We start from the raw sequence: 20767 nt of genomic DNA, 5'->3' as shown, positions 1-20767 counted from the left end.
TCACTTTTCGTGCACACTTTTTTTAATGATAAAATAATAAAATGAAAAAAGTTTTAAAAACGCAGCTTTTCTCAATAATATTTACAATTATCGCCTTTAATAGACAAGTTTTTAAAAAAACATTTGCATTTTATACTCGAAAATACAGCTTTATTTTTTAATCAACGATATCATAAAATTCAAAGAAATAGAAAAATCAATTCTAAGAGAAATACTTTGCATCTTTTTCTGTTCATGGTACGCACGCAGGAAAGAAGCTTCAATATAAGGTTTTGTTTAAAATGCGTCTGCTGGGAATAGAAACAAGTTGTGATGAAACGGCAGCAGCTATCATTGAATATAACAATGAATCAAACAGCCGAATTCTTTCCAATGTTGTTTGGAGTCAAATTGATCACCATGCACCTTACGGCGGTGTTGTTCCTGAAATTGCTGCTCGTGCCCATGTTGAAGTTCTTGATCATTTAATTCTGCAAGCACTAACAGAAGCAAACACAAAATTAAAAGATATTGATGGCATTGCAGCCACCAGTGGACCTGGTTTGATAGGAGGATTGTTGGTAGGCGTTATGAGCGCAAAGGCACTCTCTCTTGCCACTGGCAAACCATTTATTGCGGTAAATCACTTAGAGGGACATGCTTTAACAGCTGTGTTAACGCACAACGTCAGCTTTCCTTATTTATTACTTTTGGTTTCAGGAGGTCATACACAAACAATCCTTGTTCATGGAGTAGGCAACTACCAACGTTTAGGAACCACTATTGATGATGCATTAGGAGAAGCCTTTGATAAAACAGCAAAACTTTTAGGTCTTCCTTATCCTGGTGGACCAGCACTTGAAAAAGCAGCTTTATTTGGTGATAAAAATCGCATCCCTCTTCCACGTCCTTTAAAAGGTGAAAAACGATTAGATTTTTCTTTTTCAGGACTCAAAACTGCTGTTCGACAAGCCGCAACAGCCATAGCTCCTCTTACAGAAAATGATATTGCTGACATTGCCGCAAGTTTTCAAGCCGCCGTAACCGATACAGTACGTGATCGCGTTCACCTCGCTCTACAACACTTTACCCACCAATATCCTCTCTCTCATAATCAAGAAAAACGTTCTCCTGCTTTGGTTGTTGCGGGCGGCGTTGCCGCAAACCAAGCCATTCGCTCTACATTACAAGAACTTGCCCATCAACATGGTTTTGAATTTATAGCCCCTCCTCTTTCCTTGTGTACCGATAATGCTGCAATGATTGCTTTTGCCGGTGCACAAAAGCTTGCACGGGGAGAAACAAGCCCTCTTGATATTGCCCCTCGCTCACGCTGGCCATTAGATGAAAAAGCCCCCCCCTTGATCGGGATGGGTCGCCGTGGAACAAAAGCATAAGAAAATTGACGTCCCACACACACCTTAAAGAACGAAGATTTCTACTCAATCCGGTCTATAGATAGCCCGAATTCTCTATCGAGCAGCTTCCACCTGCTTCCAAATCACACAATTCACTTAACCCAAAGCTCGACACGTAAACCTAAATATTCACCACATATTCTGAAAACCTTCATGTTTCAAAAAACTGCCTTATATCATTACATTTCAAATGACGGTATTTTACAGCATAATAAGATCTACTCTCTCCCACGAAGCATAAATATGAATGCCATTCGTTGACCTCTTCATCTTTGACCATTCATTCGTTTCATTGCCATTGTAATCTTAAAGCTTTTTAGAACCAATTTTCTTCATTTTTTCCCAAAAACTCTTATAGTGACCGCATTTCAAACCATAGCTGAAAAGATAAGAAAAGAGCAAAATACCTTTATACAACATGAAATATTAATGGAGCGCGTCTCTCTATTTTGAAACAAGAAAAAACAGATAATAGCCGTTCTTTACCCCATTTTAAAAATCATCGTTGATGGTATTACAAAGATACTTATAAAAATGCATAACAATTTATGAAAAAGGTGAACTTATGGCTTATTGGCTTTTTAAATCTGAACCCTATAAATGGTCATGGGAGATGCAAAAGAAAAAAGGAGCTAATGGCGAACAATGGGATGGTGTACGCAATTATCAAGCCCGTAATAATATGCGCGCCATGAAATATGGTGATAAAGGTTTTTTTTATCACTCAAATAAAGGTTTAGAAATTGTGGGCATTGTAGAAATATGTGCTGAAGCACACCCTGATTCTACAAGCTCTGATCCACGCTGGGAATGTGTGGATATCCGTGCACTTTGTGACATGCCAACACCTGTTTCATTAAAACAAATTAAAGCCAACCCCAAACTAGCAAATATGGCGTTGGTCAAAACCAGCCGCTTATCAGTGCAACCCGTGACAGAAGATGAATGGAAAGAAGTCTGTTTGATGGGCAACCTTAAGAGGGAAATGCTTTTATCTTAAAACAATAATTTTTATTCATTAACTCATATAAAAAGATGCTTTATAGCGCAAAAGAATAAGCACAACACATCCTTCTGTTGAGGTATTCTCATGCTAAATGCATAAATATGATATTTTTCTTTGTCATTTTTTATCCTGCACTCTTTCTCAATACAGTCTCCTTCCAAATTACACAAAAAGCCTCTTTATGATGCATCTTTTCGGCATTGCTAAAGGCAAAGCTTGCTCAACGATTATAATAAGCAACACCACGAACATAACACTCAATCCCCTTCGCACACAAATGCAACAAAAAAACAAAACTGAACGTGGATAAAAAATAATAAAAATGATCGTGAAGTTCTCCTAAACAGTGCATATGCGCTAGGTTTTGCACAATTCTCTTCACGCTTAAAAAACGCATCATATTGCGTGTTCATTGTTTTGCATGTTGGACGAGTGCGCCTCATACCGCAGGATTCTCTCATTCCCAACCTGTTTATATTGAATCAATCAAAAGCTATTTGCTTGCACATTACAAGCGGAGAAAGTCCCATATGGATAAAAACCGTGAAAGAAAGAACTAAAAATTCCTCCTATGAATCGTCTCAAGTGCCAAGGACTGTCCGCAACACCCACGAACTAGCAAAGTGAATGATAGTGCCACCTTGTTTCTCCATAAAGCGTAAAGATGATGACACTCAATGGCTAAAACACGTTCTAGAACATAAAAAACGCTTCCAACCAATACGTAAAATACTCTACAGACGGAATACCTTCTTTTCAGCAAGCAACCATTAGAAATTATAAAAATTTATTTTTTAGAAGCGCTCTCTTTTAATTTTTCTTGCATGAAATCTCATTTTTCATGAAACTATACCAATCAGTGCATCAACATGCCTATAAGGAAAAACATGAACCACTATACTCTTTTAATCGTTGAAGATGATGATCTACGCCCCATTTTAGTAGAACAATTGCAAATGCATCAAGAGTTTAAAATTTTCCAAGCAAAAACAGCAGAAGCGGGAATGAGAATAATCCAAGAAGAAAATATTGATCTCACTATTTTGGGATTTCAACTTCCTGATCTTGATGGCTACAAAGCCGTTAAACAATTACGCACCCAAGGATTTCGTGCCCCCATTATCATGATAATAAATTATGATACAGACTGTGATAATATTTTAGATCTTGAAACAGGCGCCAATGATTATGTAACAAAACCCTTTCGCTTTGCGGTGTTATTAGCGAGAATTCGAGCACAGTTGCGCCAATATGAACAAAATGAAGACGCAACCTTTCATATTGGTCCCTATACTTTTAAACTAAGACAAAAACTTCTTCTTGATCAATGCAACAATAAAATCTGTCTCACAGAAAAAGAAGCAGCGATCCTTAAATGTCTCTATCATGCCAATGATAAAATTGTCAGCCGTGAAACATTGTTAGAACAAGTTTGGGGATATAATGAAAATATTATCACCCATACTTTAGAAACCCATATCTATCGTTTGCGACAAAAAATCGAAAACGATCCCTCCAATGCACAAATTCTCATGACAGATCAAAATGGTTATCGTTTAAATCTTTAATTCGAGATTTACTGTTTCAAAAATAATTTTAATATCCTAAATGAAAACAAAAACGAGATAAAAAAACTTCGCATATAATAATTCGAATGCTATTACATAGAACTTACTCTTATGACAAAAGATATAACATTATGAATAAAAAACGAAATATTCCAACATGAGAACCAGAAACAAAAATGCTTTCAAACCTCACAATATACTTTGTAACTTCTGTTTCACATGCTTTTGTTCTTTTTAAAATTTTTAATATGTTCCGCATATAAATAATCGTGATATCTTTTAGCAACATTCTTGATCATAACTATCATCTTTAGATGAGTGCTATTTATGATTATTTTTTCAGAAACACCGCTCCACGCACTGCTTTATCTCACATTCACTAGCCTAAATTGAGAGATGTTTTTTATCTTTATAGTTTTCCTCCATTCTTTATGATTTTATATTCTCTTAAGAGATGGTATAATTTAATGATATAACGCTAAATGTTTATCCTAACGATAAAGCCATAGAGCACCACCATCTTTACGCTTATAAAAGAACAAACCGGCACCATCACACACTTTGTTAGATCTCGATGTTGCAAGAGGAGCCCTTGATACTTGAGATGGTTCATAAGAAGCATTTTAATCCTTCCTTGTACAGTTTTTAACCACCATGAACCATATTATGTAAGATCCCTTGGACTCTGCTATTTTTATGCTTACGAAGATACCAGCATTTTTTCTCTTAAAATGTTTCCACTATTCATGAAATATGGTTCGGTATATAGATACTTGAGATTTTTTATTCACATGCCAATTCCACATATTAATGTACAAAGGAATATTTTTTAATTGTAAATGCAAAAAATTGAAATAAGAGAATGCCTCTATATTTGCGGTTCTTATGACAATGACAAAATGATTAATTATCTTTATAAATTAAAATATTTCTTGTCTGTGGTGATAAAGCAGGAATAAAAATACGTCGCGACTGACGACGCTGTACGAGCAAACCCTGATAAACACGTTTTTGTGCTTGACACATTAAGAGTCCACCAAAATAAGGCAAAAGATAGCGAGCAAATGGCTCATAAAAAAATGAGAACAACCGCGAAAAATACCCCGTAGAGGGCATATAGTGTACAATTTCTTGTATTGGCCCAGAAACAAAATTTGTTTTTTCGAACAAACGAATAATCTGTTGCCGACTATAGGGTTCGCCATAACCAAAGGGCGTAGTAATATTGCGCGCCCAAAAACCAGAGCGATTAGGTACAATAACGATCAAGTGGCCATTAGGTGCTAAAACACGCCATATTTCATTCAACGTTTCAAATGAATTTTCTGTATATTCTAATGCATGGACCAATAAAATACAGTCAACTGACGCATCAGGAAGGGGCAAATCTTCTTCAAAAACAAGCGCTGTAGCAACTTGCTCAGCACAAGGCCAAGGCGAAGCACCCTGAGCAGCAGGCATAAAAGCAAAACATTGTTGGGCACGTTCACGCAATACAGAAAGATAAGGAAGCGCATAACCCAACCCCATAATTCGTTTATCGGTAAGATCAGGCCACCATAAATTCAATTGGTCACACAACGTCTTTTGCACACGCAGCCCAAGTGCAGAAGCATAAAAATCTTTCAGCGTAACGATATCCAACTCAACATACCATGTAGAAACAAATTTCAAACATTACAGATTTTCATATACCAAACCTATATGGACTTCTGCTCTTTTTCCGCAATAGCGAACATTTCAATATTGCATATTTTAAACTTAAATGATCAAAAAATCAGTACAGCAGGATGATTATTGCGTTACAAGCACTTTAATCATTTTTTTAGAGATGAACTCCATAGAGGTTCTTCATACACTGTTTTTGACATCAATTAAGAAAAAAGCCAACATTGGTTAATTAAAATGAAGCAATCTTTCAAGATAGTTTTTTTCTTCTTCTGGAAGATGCTCTTTACCAAGACGTTTGCGAATTTCATCCAAAATCTGCCGCGTACGCATTTGATCACTTTCTTGTGGTAGTGCCTCACCTTCTTGTTTTTCATCTGTTTTTGAAGAAAGTGGACGTCCTAACGGATCTTTAGGACCAGAATCAGCATTTTGATCATCTCCCGTTTCTTTGAGTGTTTCGCGCATTTTTTTCAAAACATTTTGTGCACCTTGCCTCAAAGATTCCAAAGCATCAGACTGATTTTGTATAGATACCTGATGATTTCCATTATCAAGAGCATTTTCCGCAGAATTCATTTTTTCTTCTGCCATTTTTAATGCGCCCCCTGTTTCAAATCCTTGTTCTGATAATTCTTTTTCCAATGTTGATAATTCAGACTGCAATTCAGCTTGACGTTTTTTTAAAGATTTTTTTTGTGTTTCCGGTACATTTTCTCCGCGTTTTTGTTCCATCTCTAACTGATGTGTTTCATTGAGAATTTCTTGCTGACGACGCATTAAATCTCCAAGCTGGTCCATCTTTTCTTTCATTTGTGCAGATTGGCTTTTTTCTCCCTCATTTTGATTGCCTTTTTGCACCTGCAAATGATCAAGCGTCTGTTCAACTTCCGCCAAGAGTTGTTCAGCTGCTAAAGAAGAACCCGTTTTAGCCATTTCCTCAATTAAATTTAGTTTTTCTTGTAATGTAGCTTCAGAAAGATTAGGACTTTTTGAGCTTTTAGAATTTTTAGAAACTTGACTATCTGGTGTTTTTTCAGCCAAAGCACGAATATACTCATCCATAGCTTGACGTAAATCTGCCATAAGCCGTTCAATTTCTGCCGCTGGAGCACCGTAACGCAATGCATCACGTAAAGCAGCTTGTGCTTGTTTTAACTTTTTTTGCACGGATTCAAGTTGATTGCCTTCAATACCCAAAGCAATTTGCCATAAATAATCCACCACATCGCGCAAATCCTCGTCTGTTTGTGCCAAAGAAAGTCTTGTCCACGCACTTTGTAGAACAATAAAATGCGATGCATTTTGCAGCCCCTTTTCTGGACGCACAAGCAAAGCAGAAAGCATATCCAATACACGCTCTCTCGCAGAAGCATCAAGCGCTAATAAACGACGCAATTCAACCACTGCGCGTGCAACAGGATTCGAAAAAACACGCTGTGGTAATATCATAACAAAAGTTTTGCTACGCCCTTTCTGCCCCGCACCATCTTCTGCCACCAAAGTAATTTTAACTTGCGAACCCGCCCATGGATGCGCTGATACATCGTGCACCGTCCGCATTTTCCCCTTTCCACCACGCGGAAGAAGAAGCTCTATTTCCGGAGCATTATAAAGAGAAGAAACACTTTTATTCTGAGGAAGAAAAGGCTCTATTTCAACAAAAGCCTTTGTCACACCATAATCATCATCCACCACATATCGTAACTCCAATGATCCCGTTAAAATCCTCCCTGGTTTTTCCAACCAATGAATTGTTGGAAGCGTGTCCTTAATTATCTGCAAATGCCATTGCTGTTTTTTACGACGTGATGATACAAATAAATTTATTGAATGCTTTAAATGTGTTTCAAAATGAACGATTGGATCATTCAAAGTTGTTTGTTCCGTTTTCTCTGAAAACGAAACTTCCCTCCCATCTTCTACAGACTTTGCTTTTACTGTAATGCCAGCCCCATTGACAACGCGCACAACAACATTACTCCCTTCAGGGATTTCTCGTTGTGTTTTCTCATCTTTTGTCAAATAAATCGGTGCCACACCGGTATAAGCAGGTGGTGTTACCCAAGCATCAATCCGCATGAGTTTTTCATCAACGACAGGACGAAAATCAAAGGCATCAGCCAAACGCCCCCCTTGTGAACCAAAAGAAAAACTAAAAGCGCACACAAAAAGAAGAGCACACAAAGCCCTCAAAGCCAAAGGATCATAATCCGCACTATTAAGAGAGATAAATCCAGTTTTTAAATGGTATAATTGCTTTGCCATTCGGCGTTGATGTTCACGCCAAATAACAGCACTAAAATCTTCATCATTTTCAGAACATAAACGATCTGTCTGAATATTCAAAGGCTGGTGTCTAAGATCATTGACGCGTTCAAGGCGGCAATTTACTTCCCGCATTGTGGGAAACCGAAAACGAATAAGAAAAAATAAACTCGCCCCAGCACAAACAAGTATAACCCCAAGTAAAAGCAAATGTGACCAATAGCCCAAAATGCCAAAAAGTCCCAACCAGCTAAACGAACAAAAGAGACTAAGAACGAGGAAAAATGGCAACAACCGTACCCACATCCGTTCAAATGAAAGGATCCCCCACATCAAAATGCGCACACACAAAAGCTTCATTGCAAAACCTTTGATGTTTTTATTTTTCATAAACAAGCATTTATCCCCTTTTATCGTGGTGCATTAAGATCATAAACCCCATACAAAACAATTTCTAGAAAATAAATTGTTTCATCAAAGTTTAGTAAAAATAAGACCCAAAATATTTAATAATGCTCAATCTAATTTTGGCTCAATCCAATCTGGAATATGATCACAGCCTATCAATTGTGCATAATCAAGGCGTGGACGAATGACTGCATAACGTGTATCCTGAACTAGAACTTCCGGCACCAAAAGTCGACTATTATAAGTGCTTGCCATCACTGCGCCATAAGCCCCTGCTCCTGTTAACATCAAAACATCACCCGCTTTTAACACTGGTAAAGAACGTTCCAAGCCTAAATAATCACCAGTTTCACAAATAGGACCAACAATATCAGCATTAATCAGAGGGGCATCTACTGGTGTTTTTTTCACTGGCATTACATTTTGCCACGCATCATAAAGCGTTGGACGCATGAAATCATTCATCGCCGCATCAACAATAACAAAATTTCGTCCTTCCCCCTTTTTTAAATACACAACCGATGTTACCAACACACCGGCTTCACCAACAATACTACGCCCAGGTTCTAAGATAATATTGATCCCTAAAGGCGCAATATGTTTCTGTACCAGTGCTGCATACTCAAAAGGAGAAGGTACTGGATGCTTCTCATAACCATAAGGAATACCAAGCCCGCCCCCAATATCGATATGGGTTATCGCATAACCATTATTCCATAATTGACGCACAAAATCTGCAACAATAACAAATGCATCTTCAAACGGTTTTAAATCACAAATTTGACTGCCAATATGGAGATCAACACCACACACATGAAGACCAGGCAATTGAGCTGCTTTTTTATATGCATCACCCGCCAAAGACAGTGGAATACCAAATTTATTCTCAGACTTACCTGTTGTAATTTTTTTGTGAGTCTTAGCATCCACATCAGGATTAATGCGTAAAGAAATACGAGCTGTTTTTGAAAGCGCAGCAGCCCGCGCCGATAATTGTTCAAGTTCTGGCTCTGATTCAACATTAAAACAATAAATATCTTGTGCAAGAGCAAAATCTATTTCTCTCACTGTTTTACCAACACCAGAATAAACAATATTCTGCGCAGGAATACCAACAGCAAGTGCACGCCGTAATTCCCCTTCTGAGACCACATCAGCTCCCGCTCCATTGTTAGCTAAAAGTTGTAAAACTGCTTGATTGGAATTCGCTTTAACCGCATAAGCAATTAAACTCGGCATATCATGAAATGCATTCTGATAATCTTTAAAATGTGCAACGATTGCGCTAGCTGAATAACAATAAAAAGGTGTTTCAACTTCCCGCGCAAGTTCCAAAAGAGAAAGACCTTCAGCGTGAAGCACACCCTGATGATAAGAAAAAAAACGCATAAAAATTCCTATTGTATTAACCGATCAAGAATAAAAGGTTTATCTGTTTTACCTTGAGAAACAAAAGTTCCTTGTGAAGAATTCACTCCTGTTGAAGGAGGTAACTCTAATGACCCTTTACGCCCACACCCAACGATACCCAAGCCCCCAAAAAGGACAATTATCAACCCCTTTAATATAATTTTCATCTGTCCTCTTTCCTCATCTCGATCTCTTTGTTACCTTTAAAATACAATCACTCAAGCGCTCACGAGACGCTTTTTCCAATACGCAATTTGCCGAAGAACCTCTGAAGGCGCTGTTCCCCCAAAGCTTTTACGACTTTCAACAGATTTTTCAACGGTCAAAACATCAAAAAGTGCCGCATTGATATCAGGACAAATTGCTTGAAGTTCATCTAATGATAAATCCTGAAGGCGACACTGTTTTCTTTCTGCCAATGCTACAGCACGCCCCGTTATATGATGTGCTTCACGAAAAGGAATCCCTAATTCACGTACAAGCCAATCAGCAAAATCCGTAGCTGTTGCATATCCTAAATCTGCTGCTTGTTTCATGGCTTTTTTATTCACTTTCAAATCAGCAATCATCCCTGTCATTGCTGCTAGTGATAATTCCAAACTCAAAGCCCCATCAAACACATATTCTTTATCTTCTTGCATATCCTTTGAATAAGCAAGCGGTAATCCTTTCATCACCGTTAACAATCCCATAAGCGCACCATTCAATCGACCTGCTTTCGCTCGTACTAACTCTGCCGCATCAGGATTTCTCTTTTGTGGCATAATGGAAGACCCTGTTGAAAAAGCATCTGATAAATGAATAAAACAAAACTGTGCACTTGACCAAAGAATTATTTCTTCCGCCAATCGCGAAAGATGTGTTGCACAAAGAGCGCCAGCGCTTAAAAATTCCAATGCAAAGTCACGATCTGAAACACTATCAATTGAATTGCGTGTAGGTTCGCGAAAGCCTAGCGCTTTTGCTGTCATAAAACGGTCAATTGGAAAGCCTGTCCCCGCTAAAGCAGCCGCCCCTAAAGGCGATTCATTCATTCGCTCAAGAGCATCACGCATCCGCGATAAATCTCGACCAAACATTTCAACATAAGCCATCATATAATGACCCAATGTTATGGGTTGAGCCAATTGTAAATGCGTAAAGCCTGGCATAAAGGTATCAACATGTTGTTCTGCGCGAATAAGTAATTGCTCTATCAATCCTTTTAAAGCTTGTGCTATCTTTTGCGTTGCTTCACGTACCCACAAGCGAAAATCAACAGCAACTTGATCATTGCGTGAACGCGCCGTATGCAAACGCCCAGCTACAGGACCTATCAATTCGCTCAACCGCGCTTCAATATTCATATGAATATCTTCAAGCTTTCGTGAAAAAACAAATTTACCGTCTTCAATTTCTTGGCGAATAAGTTTCAAACCATGAACAATTTTTTCATAATCTGATTGTGAAATGATTTTCGTTTGCGTTAACATAGCCGCATGAGAAAGAGAACCTTCAATATCTTGTCGATAAAGTTTTTGATCAAAATCAATAGAGGCATTAATTTCTTCCATAATTGCAGCAGGACCTGCCGCAAACCGACCACCCCACATTTGGTTCTTTAACTTCTCATCTGTCATATTCTGAAAACACCCCTCCAAAGGACAAAATTATGATTTTTCAAATTTTCATCAGCAAAAAAAACAATAAAAAAAGGCAACTTTCCCTTGCATTCTTTATCATTGCATTGAGTTTATACGCAACCATAAACTACGATACCAAAAGAGAGTTTTTTCTTTTCAATTTCATTTCAGCAGCACAAGCACAAGAAATAAATACTAATAAAGCACGAGCAGAAAAAATGATGGCGATACGAAAAGCAGCAAAAGGCTTTTTTAGCCACATACGATTTGCTGATACGCCCTCAGATATGAATAAACTCTCTTTCAAGGATATTCTAGGAAAAGAGCACACACTCAGCGAATTTACTGGAAAACCAATGCTGGTCAATCTATGGGCTATTTGGTGTGCACCTTGCCGCACAGAAATGCCCGAACTTGCGCAATTAAAACGTGAATTAGGTGGAGAAAACTTTGATGTCATAGCGATTAATATCGATAAAACTGCTTCTCCTGAAAAAATTCAGCAATTTTTACAGAATATTCATTCAGATAATTTGCTTTACTATCGCGATGAAACAATGGATATTTTCAACAATGTTAGAAAACAGGGGCTCGCTTTAGGACTCCCCATTACATTGCTTATTGATAAAGAGGGATATCTCATTGCTTCCTTCAATGGTGCAGCACCATGGGCCAATGACGATGCCAAAGAACTTATAAAAGCAGTCATTAAAGAAGCCCTATAACTTTAATAACCTCGTCTTTTTAAACGTTGTATAACAAGATCCAGTGCTGACAAAAAAGCAGAACGGTCTTTACGAGAAAAAGGACGGGGACCACCTATTATACTGCCCTGTCCACGCAAATCTTCCATCAAATTGCGCATCGCCAAAGCCTGACCAATTGAATTTACATCAAAAATACGCCCCGTTGGCGAAAGACAAAAACCCCCAGCTTGCACAACCCGTGCTGCTAAAGGAATATCACTGGTAATAACGATACTTGCCTCATGCACATGTTCTACGATCCAATCATCAGCACCATTGAATTCACCAGCAACGACCACTCTTTCAATGAGTGCTTCATCTGGAAGGAACAAAGAGCGATTTGCCACAACAAATGTCTTAAGCTGATAACGATTCATCACACGATAAACTTCATCTTTTACGGGACAAGCATCTGCATCAATCAACAAAGTGATAGCAGGCTTTATTGGGATATTCATACCTTGGCTTTCAAGCAATAATAAGCTCTTTCATTCATCTGAATGTTGCAAATCCTTGCGATAAAACATTATCGCCGCGTTTATTTCTCCTCCCAAAATAAAAATTGCACTCAATATGTAGAGAAAAATAATAGCAACCATAATAGATGCCAACCCTGCATAGGTAGAAATATAATCAAACATCGTTAAATATTGCGCAAAAGCGATAGAAGCCATAAACCATATAAACATTGTCACCACTATTCCTGGTAAAATATCTATAAATTTCCGCCGCCCTGCTGGAAGCCATTTATGAACAATCAAAAGACTGATAAACAAAATAACGATTGCAACTGTATAACGCCATACACGAATAACAGCAATATATTCAGTCATAAAAAAAGAATGATTTTGCATAATTTTGATCAACAAAGGCGCCAGAATCAATAAAAAGCTAATCACAACAAGACCAACAGCACCAAGGATTACAAAAAACAGACTTTGAAAACGACAAAATAACAAACTCCGTCGATCAGTAACACGGTAAGCTTTATTTAAAGCCGTACGCAAAGCCTCTATCCCATTAGAAGCAAAATAAGCCGCTCCAATGACAGAAAGCGTCAACACACCGCCTCGATGAATGGTTAAAACATTGACAATTTCTTGGGATAAAGGCTCTGCAATGACATCCGGCAATAACTGCACCAGTGCTTTAATTTTTTGCGGTGTATAGGTAAAAGCCCCTAGAAAACGAGCAAAAGATGTTCCGAAAATAAAAAAAGGGAAAAATGCTAAAAGCCCCGATAGCGCAACATGGCTCGCAAAAGCACTTCCATTATCACGCCAATAATGACTTATTGCATCACCAAAAATACGATAACTATACCAAAAGATATTTCTTAACAAACCTCAATACTTTCTGGTAACACCCTTTTTTCAGTTATCCTAAGCTTTATAAAAACCATCAAAACTTTAAACAAACGCCTGTTAGTATAAAGGGCAATAATCCATGCGGTCAAGTCTCACTCTGTCCCAAAGCTTAAAAGAACAAGTCAAAAAATTTTACTAATCAATTATATTCTGTTTGAAGCCTTTTGTTTTACGTGAGCAACCTAACCAAAGAACGCAAAAAACAAAATGTGAGGTAAAAATATTTCCATGAATTTTTTTGCACTTTACACATTGTAAAGCTTAATTAAAAGGAGATAGATGGAATGGAAATGATTTTCTACCTTTATATCTTTTATATTGTTCTCAAATGAAGTTATTTTCCCGCTTCAAAAGACAAACCAAACAGATACAAGCAAGATTCTCCTCAACCTGACATACAAAAGCTAAAAAAACGAACACACTGAATCATCTTAATATTTATCTCAAACATGTTACTGCATAAGGTTTGAATGTTAATAGACAGGAAACAACATCATAAAACGAAAAATATACCAGCTACAGATTGGAGAATTACCCCTGCTTTTTAAAAACATTTGCGCAATAACAACCGTAATATACCGAGCTTTTTATTTACTTACAGACGTCCGCATAAATCTCCCACAAATCTCTTGTGTCATATTCATGAAAATCAAATTGATGGAAATATAATTCTCAGTATGATAATAGGAAAAGTGGTACTTTTTATATGTCTTTACTTTCAAATATAAAAAATTATTCAGTTTCCCCATTATTTTCCCAAAATAAATTCTTCCTTTCTTTTTCCATATGAAATAAATCAAACTTAAAGCATATCTCTATGAGTTTTGTTTTAATTTATGCGATTAGCTAACCAAAACCACAACTGCCCCTCATGAGGATGCAAAAATCATTTTAGAGCACAAATGAGAAAACAAAGGTAAGCGCACTTACTTATCGTACAAACTATTGAGAATAACGCCGTATCTTCATACACAACACACAATTTAAAAGAACAAATATCCTAATCAAGAGATATGATAAGAATAAGCAAAACAACGAAAATTCAAAAATTTCTTATTTTACATTCCCTCTTTAGAAATGTTATGACGCCCAAAGTCAGGGGCATCAATTTCCTGCCCTGCTGCGATGATATTACGGCGCACAGCACGTGTACGCATAAAAAAATTAAACAGTGTTTCACCATCCCCTAAACGAATTGCCTGTTCTAAAAAAGCAAGCCCCTCATTAAAACGACTCAACATCTCTAAAATAGCATCTTTATTATGCAAACAAATATCTCGCCACATAACGGGATCAGAAGATGCCAAACGTGTAAAATCACGAAAACCAGAAGCGGAATAAGCAATTACTTCCGAATTTGTTACTTTTTCTAAATCACTCGCTGTCCCAACAGTATTATAGGCAATCAAATGCGGCAAATGCGAAACAATTGCCAAAACAAGATCATGATGCTTAGGCTCCATCTTTTCGACACGCGCACCACAAGCTTCCCAAAATGCTGTCAATCGTGCTACAGCCGCCGCATCACTATCCGCAAAAGGCGTTAAAATACACCAGCGATTGATAAATAAATCAGCAAAACCAGCATCCGGACCCGAATATTCCGTTCCAGCAATAGGATGCCCCGGAATAAAATGAACCGTTTTGGGCAATAAAGGCGCCATTTCTGTAATAACCAACTCTTTTGTAGAACCAACATCACTCACTATTGCCCCCTGCCTTAAATGATCATGAATGTTTTTTGCCACCTCTGCACTTGCCCCAACAGGAACAGAAATAATAACGAGATCTGCACCTTCAACAGCCTCTGCATTATCCGTTGTATAAAAATCTCCAAGTTCTAATTCGCGCGCTCTTTCCAATGTTTCTTGACGACGGGTTGCAATAGAAATTTGAATTGAAAGATTTTTCTTTTTAATCACCCTTGCCAAAGAAGATCCAATCAGACCGATCCCAATGAGCGCTATTTTTTCAAATTGAATATGGAGCATCTTTCACCTTTAAGGATTCTTTACAAATGGCAACAAAGACAGTCGTAAAAATCATAATTTTCCTGTCTGTTTATTCAAGAGTTATGCGCAAAACATTAAAAAACTACAACTAGGGAATAAAGAATAACGCAGTTTACCAATCACCACCTGCGCCAAACTGACAACAGATCATTTTACTTACAAAAACACAAAAAAATGAGTGACGAAAAATGTAACATTAAGCTCTAAACACTCACTTCATTGCTGACCAGAGCGCACCACTGAAACAAAATAAAATGCATTCTCATAAATTCTTTATCAAGACAATAACAACCTTACACAAATCTCATCAGGTTACTTTAATCTCACTAATTTACTCTCAAAAAAACGTATCAAAAGCGTAAGCAGATACCCTTCTAAATTACCACAATACATTATATTGATTGGTACAATTGGTAAATTCTATAACATCAAAACAAGTTTTGCGAGTATTGAACACACCGTAAAATAACGCATTCTCAAAAATACAGCTTCTTCAACCTCTACTTGATAATACAACAGTTTTAATTGCTGAAAATGCCTCTGTATTGTATTCAAAATAAAAAATCATAATATTTTTAAAATACTAAGCTGCCATCTGGCGTCGTGCAATAATTGTAAGTCCTAACAAAACTTGACGAATGATAGCTTCACCCAAAAGCGGATTTTTACGGCTGTCTAAAACAGCACTCTGAATTCTTTCCATTGCGTAAGAAATCTGTTCTAACTTCCAATATTTTAAAGCTTGTTCAACGGTTTTTTTCCGTTGAAAAAAAATAGGGGGCCGAGCTTGAGAAACCACCGTAAAAGGCAATTTTCCTTCAACCTCTACCTGATAACGCAATAGCTGTAATTGCTGAAAATGTCTTTGAGCTGTACTCAAAATTAAAAAAAGTGCCCCATGCACTGCTGCATGTCGGTTAAAATGCGCTTCAAAGCCTGATATATCGCCCAATAAAAGAGCATCAACGACTTCATCTTGAGAAAGAGCACTGACATCGCTTACAACAGCTTTCACATCTTCAAGAGTAATATGAACATTTGCAGCGTAAAGACAAAGCTTTTCTAATTCACCGCGTGATACAAGACGATCCGCCCCTAAATTTTCATGCAACCATCTACGTGCATCCAAAGAAAGAGTCTTCTTAAACTGCCCTAAAACCTCATCAATCAAACCGTCAAGAGAACGCATATCATCGGCAAAACAAGGTAAAGCCATTGCTTTTGATGCCGTTTCAACAGCATTGCGCAACCCTGTTCCTTTTTTTAAATCCCCTGCTTCAATGAGAATAAAACAGGCTTCTGGCGGCTTTTCAATTAAAAGCTTTAAGGCAGCAAGAAAACCTTTTTGGTTAGCAGCATTAGAAATCCATATCAAACGATCTCCCCCAAAAAGCGATAACGTACGCGCTTCATTTTCCAAACGTGCAGGATCTTTATCAATTTCAGCAGCATCCAAACGAATTGTTGAAAATGGATCTTCTATAGCTACCCGTGTAAGCTTAGCAAAACATTGTGCACGCTCACAAATAAGACCACGATCTGTCCCATAAATGAGAACAATAGGAAAAGCACGTGAAAAACGCGTTAGAAACTGATCAACTTCATGTGCTTTTTTCTGAGCCACATTATTAATCCATTAACAGTTCATCTTCATCAAGAACTTCCCCGCGAACTTTCTGAAACATACCAATTAAATCATTGACATCCAAGCCCTTACGCTCTTCATGACAGACATCCAAAATCACTTTTCCACCATGCAACATCAAAGTGCGATCTCCATAATCAAGAGCCTGACGCATAGAATGGGTCACCATGATAGTCGTTAATTTTTTCTCTTCAACGATTTTTTCAGTCAACCGCATCACAAAATCAGCCATTCCAGGATCAAGTGCTGAGGTATGTTCATCAAGCAATAAAACGTCCGCATGCGCCAATGTTGCCATCACAAGACAAACTGCTTGGCGTTGCCCACCTGATAAACTATCCATAGGATTATGAATATATGCTTCAAGACCAATGCCTAATTGAGCAATTTTCTCTCGAAAAAATTGCCGTTTCTCATGATTTAAAGCCGCACGCAAACCACGACGACTTCCTCGAAGAGCAGCAAGAGCCAAATTTTCTTCAATTGTTAAAGAACCACAACTTCCCTCTAACGAATCTTGAAAAACACAAGCAATCTTTCCAGCGCGTTCACTGACTGATTGCCTAGAAACATTTTGTCCATTAATAACCACTTTCCCTGTTGAGGGAAGCGTTGCACCCGCTAAAACACTGAGCAAGGTTGATTTACCAGCACCATTTGAACCAATAACCGTAACAAAACTACCCTGCTCAATTTTGAGGTTAATATCAATTAAAGCCTGTTTTTCCAAAGGCGTTTGCGGTTTAAATGTAACCCCAACATGAAACAACTCAATCACGTTTATGCCTCCTCCAATAGCGTGGCACAATAAGGGTTAAAACAACCAACAGCGAAGTAATCAACTGAAGATCTGTCGACGTATCAATACCAATGCCATTTGCTTCAAATGCAAATTGCACCGCCACACGATAAAGCACAGACCCCATAATACAGCTGATTATAATCCAAAAAATATTGCGCGTACGAAAAAGAGTTTCACCGATAATCACAGCTGCCAACCCAAAAACAATTGTTCCAATTCCACCGGTAATATCTGTTGCAATCGCAGTTTGAATATAAAGAGAACCACCAAGTGCCACACACGCATTGGACAGCCCCATTCCAAAGTATATCAATGCTGATGTATGAACACCTTGCGCCGTCGCCATGCGTGGATTAGCGCCCATTGCACGCATAGCAAGACCAATTTCACTTTCCAAAAAGCGCCAAATCAAAAACGCCATAACCAGCAATACAATACCAACGAAAAGAGGACGCACAAAAATATCAGATAAACCAAACATATTATAAAAGGGCGTTAACGCGGTATCAGCAAGAGCTAAATTAACATTAGCCCCTCCCATAATTCCCATAATACGAAGATTAACCGTATAAAGTGCTGACATTGTTAAAATAGAAGCTAAAAGATTCAAAATACCAAAACGCAAATTCAATAGAGCTGTTAATAAACCAGCCACCATACCTGCACAAAAAGCGCATGCCATAGCTGTCCATGCATTGAAACCCAAGAGAATCAAAACACCACAGACACAGGAACCAAGAAGAAACGATCCATCAACTGTTAAATCAGGAAAATCTAAAACCCGAAATGAAAGATAAACCCCTATAGCAACAAACGCATAAATAAGGCCTAATTCCACAGCACCAGAAAACGCAAATATATTCATGTAAAGACAATCCCCATGAAAACTTAACGTATTTTTATTGTATCAACACCCTATTAATAAAAGTTATTGAATCACCTTTGTCGCACGGTCAATAACTGCCTGCGGAATAATAATCCCTGCTTTTTGGGCTGCTTTCAAATCAATTCGAATGTCATTATTAGCCGCCTGCACAACATCAATATCACCAGGCTTTTCACCCTTTAGAATACGCACAACCAATTTCCCAGCATCAACCCCTACATCATAGAAATTCACACCTTGCGTCATAAAAGGCCCACGCCCGATAGTATTAGCATCAACAGTAAATACAGGCATATTGGCTTCCTGTGTGACCTTTATTGCGCCCTCTAAAACAGATAAAATCGTATTATCAGCAGGAATAAAAATAATATCGACCTTACCAATTAAAGCGCGTGTTGCTGCCTGAACATCTGAAGGCTTTGGTGCCGATGAAGGAACGATTTCAATTCCAGCTTTTTTTGCTACATCTTTTAACACTTTAAGTGTTGAAACAGAATTTGCTTCGGAAGCATTATAAAGATAACCAATTTTTTTCAAATCTGGTTTTACTTCTTGCAAAAGTTTAACACTTTCAGCAACATCTATACGATCCGAACTCCCTGTTACATTACCGCTAGGTTTGGTAAGCGAAGAAACTATTTTAGCTCCGATAGGATCAGAAATCGCCGCAAAGACGATAGGAATTTGTTTTGTTGCTGCAAGCATTGTTTGCGCTGAAGGCGTAGTAATAGCTACAATAACATCGGGTTTATCACCAACAAATTTACGTGCAATTTGCGTTGCTGTTGAAATATTGCCCTGTGCTGATAAAAAAGTAAGTTGAAAATTTTCACCTTGCTTATAACCATTTTCTGCAAGAACATCTTCCACACCTTTACGAACAGCATCCGCAGCAGGATGGATCATAATTTGTGTGAGTGCAACTTTAATGTGTTTAACTTGGTCATCCGCTTTTACAACACTGTTCATCATAAAAACAGTTGCAATAATAATCCCTAATATATTTATTCTCTTCAACATTATATTCCACCCCTCTCCATGTAAAAATTAAAAAAGGAATAATTTATGACTGAAGAATTTTCTAAAATCAATCTTTATTTCATTTTATCGAAACATGGACAAAATAAATCAAACTAAAATGATATTTTTTTGTTGCAATTCGTAGAAGCCTACGCCATACAGACAAGACATATATCGAATCGGTAAGCGGGTGTAGCTCAGGGGTAGAGCACAACCTTGCCAAGGTTGGGGTCGTGGGTTCGAATCCCATCGCCCGCTCCATTGAATTTTGTATTTATTCGTTCTTGTGTGGAGTTATAGCTTGTCATCGGTTGTTGTAGCTGTATGTATGTAGCTTGCCAGCAGGTTTTGTATATTTTTCCACTAGGTTTTGTACCAATTTATTTTTTTCAAAGAGTTTTTAAGGGGTTCTAAAAAGGTCCTCAAAGACCTTTCAAAGATCATTTAAAGGTCCTTTATGCGTATTGTTTCTTTTTTTATATCACAGTTAATGATGAAAAATCTCTCACGCTAATTGTAATTATTTTCAAACGAAATAAACTGTTTTCACCTATTATTTTAGAGTAAATTAAGTTTTTGGGATTTCTGGCACATCATTTGAAATACCAAAGATTATCGCAACATTGGGAGCTAAAATAGTATAGGGGGTACCCCTTTCACCTTAAAAACGTAAAAATGAGAAGCATAATAGCTTTATACACTTCATAGAGGCTTTAGACCATTCACGAACGTTATTATAAAATGGATGTGACACACCTTGAGAGAAATCTCTTTAAAATAAACATGTGAATTAACAATATAAGTGCATTCTATTTTACATGAGGAACGTAACTTCAAATCAAGATAAGGTAACATAAGGTGTTGAAACCATCATAGTGCACAATAAAATCAGACCATTTTAAATGTTTAATGGTAACATCTGCTAAACAACAGAATAAAAAT

The 20767-nt window shown here is 37.6% G+C and carries 16 protein-coding genes and 1 tRNA gene; 5 read left to right on the top strand and 12 right to left on the bottom strand.

The genetic code is table 11. From position 1 onward, the window contains the following. Nucleotides 1-281 precede the first annotated feature (281 nt). From tsaD to ACFILW_RS01845, 3 genes are all read left to right on the top strand, one after another. Nucleotides 282-1376, top strand: a complete 1095-nt coding sequence (gene tsaD, locus ACFILW_RS01855) for a tRNA (adenosine(37)-N6)-threonylcarbamoyltransferase complex transferase subunit TsaD (RefSeq protein WP_375684981.1) — start codon at nt 282-284, stop codon at nt 1374-1376. 586 nt (nt 1377-1962) lie between these two features. Continuing rightward, nucleotides 1963-2397: an EVE domain-containing protein gene (locus ACFILW_RS01850; RefSeq protein WP_375622104.1), complete on the top strand. Its 435-nt coding sequence runs from the start codon at nt 1963-1965 to the stop codon at nt 2395-2397. 893 nt (nt 2398-3290) lie between these two features. Then, nucleotides 3291-3971, top strand: coding sequence for a response regulator transcription factor (locus tag ACFILW_RS01845; RefSeq protein WP_375622103.1), 681 nt, complete (start codon nt 3291-3293; stop codon nt 3969-3971). Between the two features lie 903 nt (nt 3972-4874). Here the strand turns inward: ACFILW_RS01845 and ACFILW_RS01840 are convergent. The 5 genes from ACFILW_RS01840 to argH form a co-directional block, all read right to left on the bottom strand. After that, the gene (locus ACFILW_RS01840) at nt 4875-5645 is read right to left on the bottom strand and encodes a class I SAM-dependent methyltransferase (protein WP_375622102.1); all 771 of its coding nucleotides are present in this window, start codon (nt 5643-5645) and stop codon (nt 4875-4877) included. A 222-nt stretch (nt 5646-5867) separates the two neighbouring features. Then, a complete protein-coding gene (locus tag ACFILW_RS01835) occupies nt 5868-8297 on the bottom strand; it encodes a TIGR02302 family protein (RefSeq protein ID WP_375645602.1) in 2430 nt (809 codons plus the stop codon). A 126-nt stretch (nt 8298-8423) separates the two neighbouring features. Beyond that, nucleotides 8424-9704, bottom strand: coding sequence for a diaminopimelate decarboxylase (lysA, locus tag ACFILW_RS01830; protein WP_375684979.1), 1281 nt, complete (start codon nt 9702-9704; stop codon nt 8424-8426). Nucleotides 9705-9712: 8 nt separating this feature from the next. Continuing rightward, nucleotides 9713-9892, bottom strand: coding sequence for an LPS translocon maturation chaperone LptM (locus ACFILW_RS01825; protein ID WP_375622099.1), 180 nt, complete (start codon nt 9890-9892; stop codon nt 9713-9715). Nucleotides 9893-9943: 51 nt separating this feature from the next. Beyond that, nucleotides 9944-11344, bottom strand: coding sequence for an argininosuccinate lyase (gene argH, locus ACFILW_RS01820; protein WP_375622098.1), 1401 nt, complete (start codon nt 11342-11344; stop codon nt 9944-9946). A gap of 32 nt (nt 11345-11376) precedes the next feature. Between argH and ACFILW_RS01815 the strand changes: the two genes are divergently transcribed. Then, nucleotides 11377-12072, top strand: a complete 696-nt coding sequence (locus ACFILW_RS01815) for a TlpA disulfide reductase family protein (RefSeq protein WP_375684977.1) — start codon at nt 11377-11379, stop codon at nt 12070-12072. Nucleotides 12073-12074: 2 nt separating this feature from the next. Here the strand turns inward: ACFILW_RS01815 and ACFILW_RS01810 are convergent, their stop codons facing one another. From ACFILW_RS01810 to ACFILW_RS01780, 7 genes are all read right to left on the bottom strand, one after another. After that, nucleotides 12075-12551 (bottom strand): YaiI/YqxD family protein, encoded by a 477-nt coding sequence (locus ACFILW_RS01810; RefSeq protein ID WP_375685009.1) that lies wholly within the window; start codon nt 12549-12551, stop codon nt 12075-12077. A gap of 30 nt (nt 12552-12581) precedes the next feature. Next, entirely contained in the window at nt 12582-13436 is an 855-nt protein-coding gene (locus ACFILW_RS01805; protein ID WP_375645604.1) for a YihY/virulence factor BrkB family protein, read from the bottom strand. A 1082-nt stretch (nt 13437-14518) separates the two neighbouring features. Beyond that, nucleotides 14519-15451 (bottom strand): prephenate/arogenate dehydrogenase family protein, encoded by a 933-nt coding sequence (locus ACFILW_RS01800; RefSeq protein ID WP_375645606.1) that lies wholly within the window; start codon nt 15449-15451, stop codon nt 14519-14521. Between the two features lie 604 nt (nt 15452-16055). Beyond that, a complete protein-coding gene (gene holA, locus ACFILW_RS01795) occupies nt 16056-17096 on the bottom strand; it encodes a DNA polymerase III subunit delta (RefSeq protein WP_375645607.1) in 1041 nt (346 codons plus the stop codon). Between the two features lie 4 nt (nt 17097-17100). Continuing rightward, nucleotides 17101-17895 carry an ABC transporter ATP-binding protein gene (locus ACFILW_RS01790; protein WP_375622093.1) on the bottom strand — a complete coding sequence of 265 codons (795 nt, stop codon included), beginning with the start codon at nt 17893-17895 and terminating at the stop codon, nt 17101-17103. Further along, entirely contained in the window at nt 17888-18784 is an 897-nt protein-coding gene (locus ACFILW_RS01785; protein WP_375684975.1) for an ABC transporter permease, read from the bottom strand. Before ACFILW_RS01785 ends, ACFILW_RS01790 begins: the two co-directional genes overlap by 8 nt. 63 nt (nt 18785-18847) lie before the next feature. Then, a complete protein-coding gene (locus tag ACFILW_RS01780) occupies nt 18848-19825 on the bottom strand; it encodes an ABC transporter substrate-binding protein (protein WP_375622091.1) in 978 nt (325 codons plus the stop codon). Between the two features lie 186 nt (nt 19826-20011). Here ACFILW_RS01780 and ACFILW_RS01775 point away from each other — a divergent pair. Next, a tRNA-Gly gene (locus ACFILW_RS01775) sits at nt 20012-20086 on the top strand. The last annotated feature ends 681 nt before the right edge of the window (nt 20087-20767 follow it).

This window comes from Bartonella sp. TT110JLCBS, assembly GCF_042193405.1.
GTDB lineage: Bacteria > Pseudomonadota > Alphaproteobacteria > Rhizobiales > Rhizobiaceae > Bartonella.
This window is presented reverse-complemented; position numbering and strand designations above follow the sequence as displayed.

What these genes read in the sequence shown, in the direction of transcription:
- ACFILW_RS01800 (WP_375645606.1), bottom strand. Translation starts at nt 15,451, where the DNA reads ATGCTCCATATTCAATTTGAAAAAATAGCGCTCATTGGGATCGGTCTG.
- ACFILW_RS01785 (WP_375684975.1), bottom strand. Translation starts at nt 18,784, where the DNA reads ATGAATATATTTGCGTTTTCTGGTGCTGTGGAATTAGGCCTTATTTAT.
- ACFILW_RS01810 (WP_375685009.1), bottom strand. Translation starts at nt 12,551, where the DNA reads ATGAATATCCCAATAAAGCCTGCTATCACTTTGTTGATTGATGCAGAT.
- ACFILW_RS01845 (WP_375622103.1), top strand. Translation starts at nt 3,291, where the DNA reads ATGAACCACTATACTCTTTTAATCGTTGAAGATGATGATCTACGCCCC.
- ACFILW_RS01780 (WP_375622091.1), bottom strand. Translation starts at nt 19,825, where the DNA reads ATGTTGAAGAGAATAAATATATTAGGGATTATTATTGCAACTGTTTTT.
- ACFILW_RS01825 (WP_375622099.1), bottom strand. Translation starts at nt 9,892, where the DNA reads ATGAAAATTATATTAAAGGGGTTGATAATTGTCCTTTTTGGGGGCTTG.
- argH (WP_375622098.1), bottom strand. Translation starts at nt 11,344, where the DNA reads ATGACAGATGAGAAGTTAAAGAACCAAATGTGGGGTGGTCGGTTTGCG.
- tsaD (WP_375684981.1), top strand. Translation starts at nt 282, where the DNA reads ATGCGTCTGCTGGGAATAGAAACAAGTTGTGATGAAACGGCAGCAGCT.
- ACFILW_RS01835 (WP_375645602.1), bottom strand. Translation starts at nt 8,297, where the DNA reads ATGAAAAATAAAAACATCAAAGGTTTTGCAATGAAGCTTTTGTGTGTG.
- ACFILW_RS01850 (WP_375622104.1), top strand. Translation starts at nt 1,963, where the DNA reads ATGGCTTATTGGCTTTTTAAATCTGAACCCTATAAATGGTCATGGGAG.
- lysA (WP_375684979.1), bottom strand. Translation starts at nt 9,704, where the DNA reads ATGCGTTTTTTTTCTTATCATCAGGGTGTGCTTCACGCTGAAGGTCTT.
- ACFILW_RS01815 (WP_375684977.1), top strand. Translation starts at nt 11,377, where the DNA reads ATGATTTTTCAAATTTTCATCAGCAAAAAAAACAATAAAAAAAGGCAA.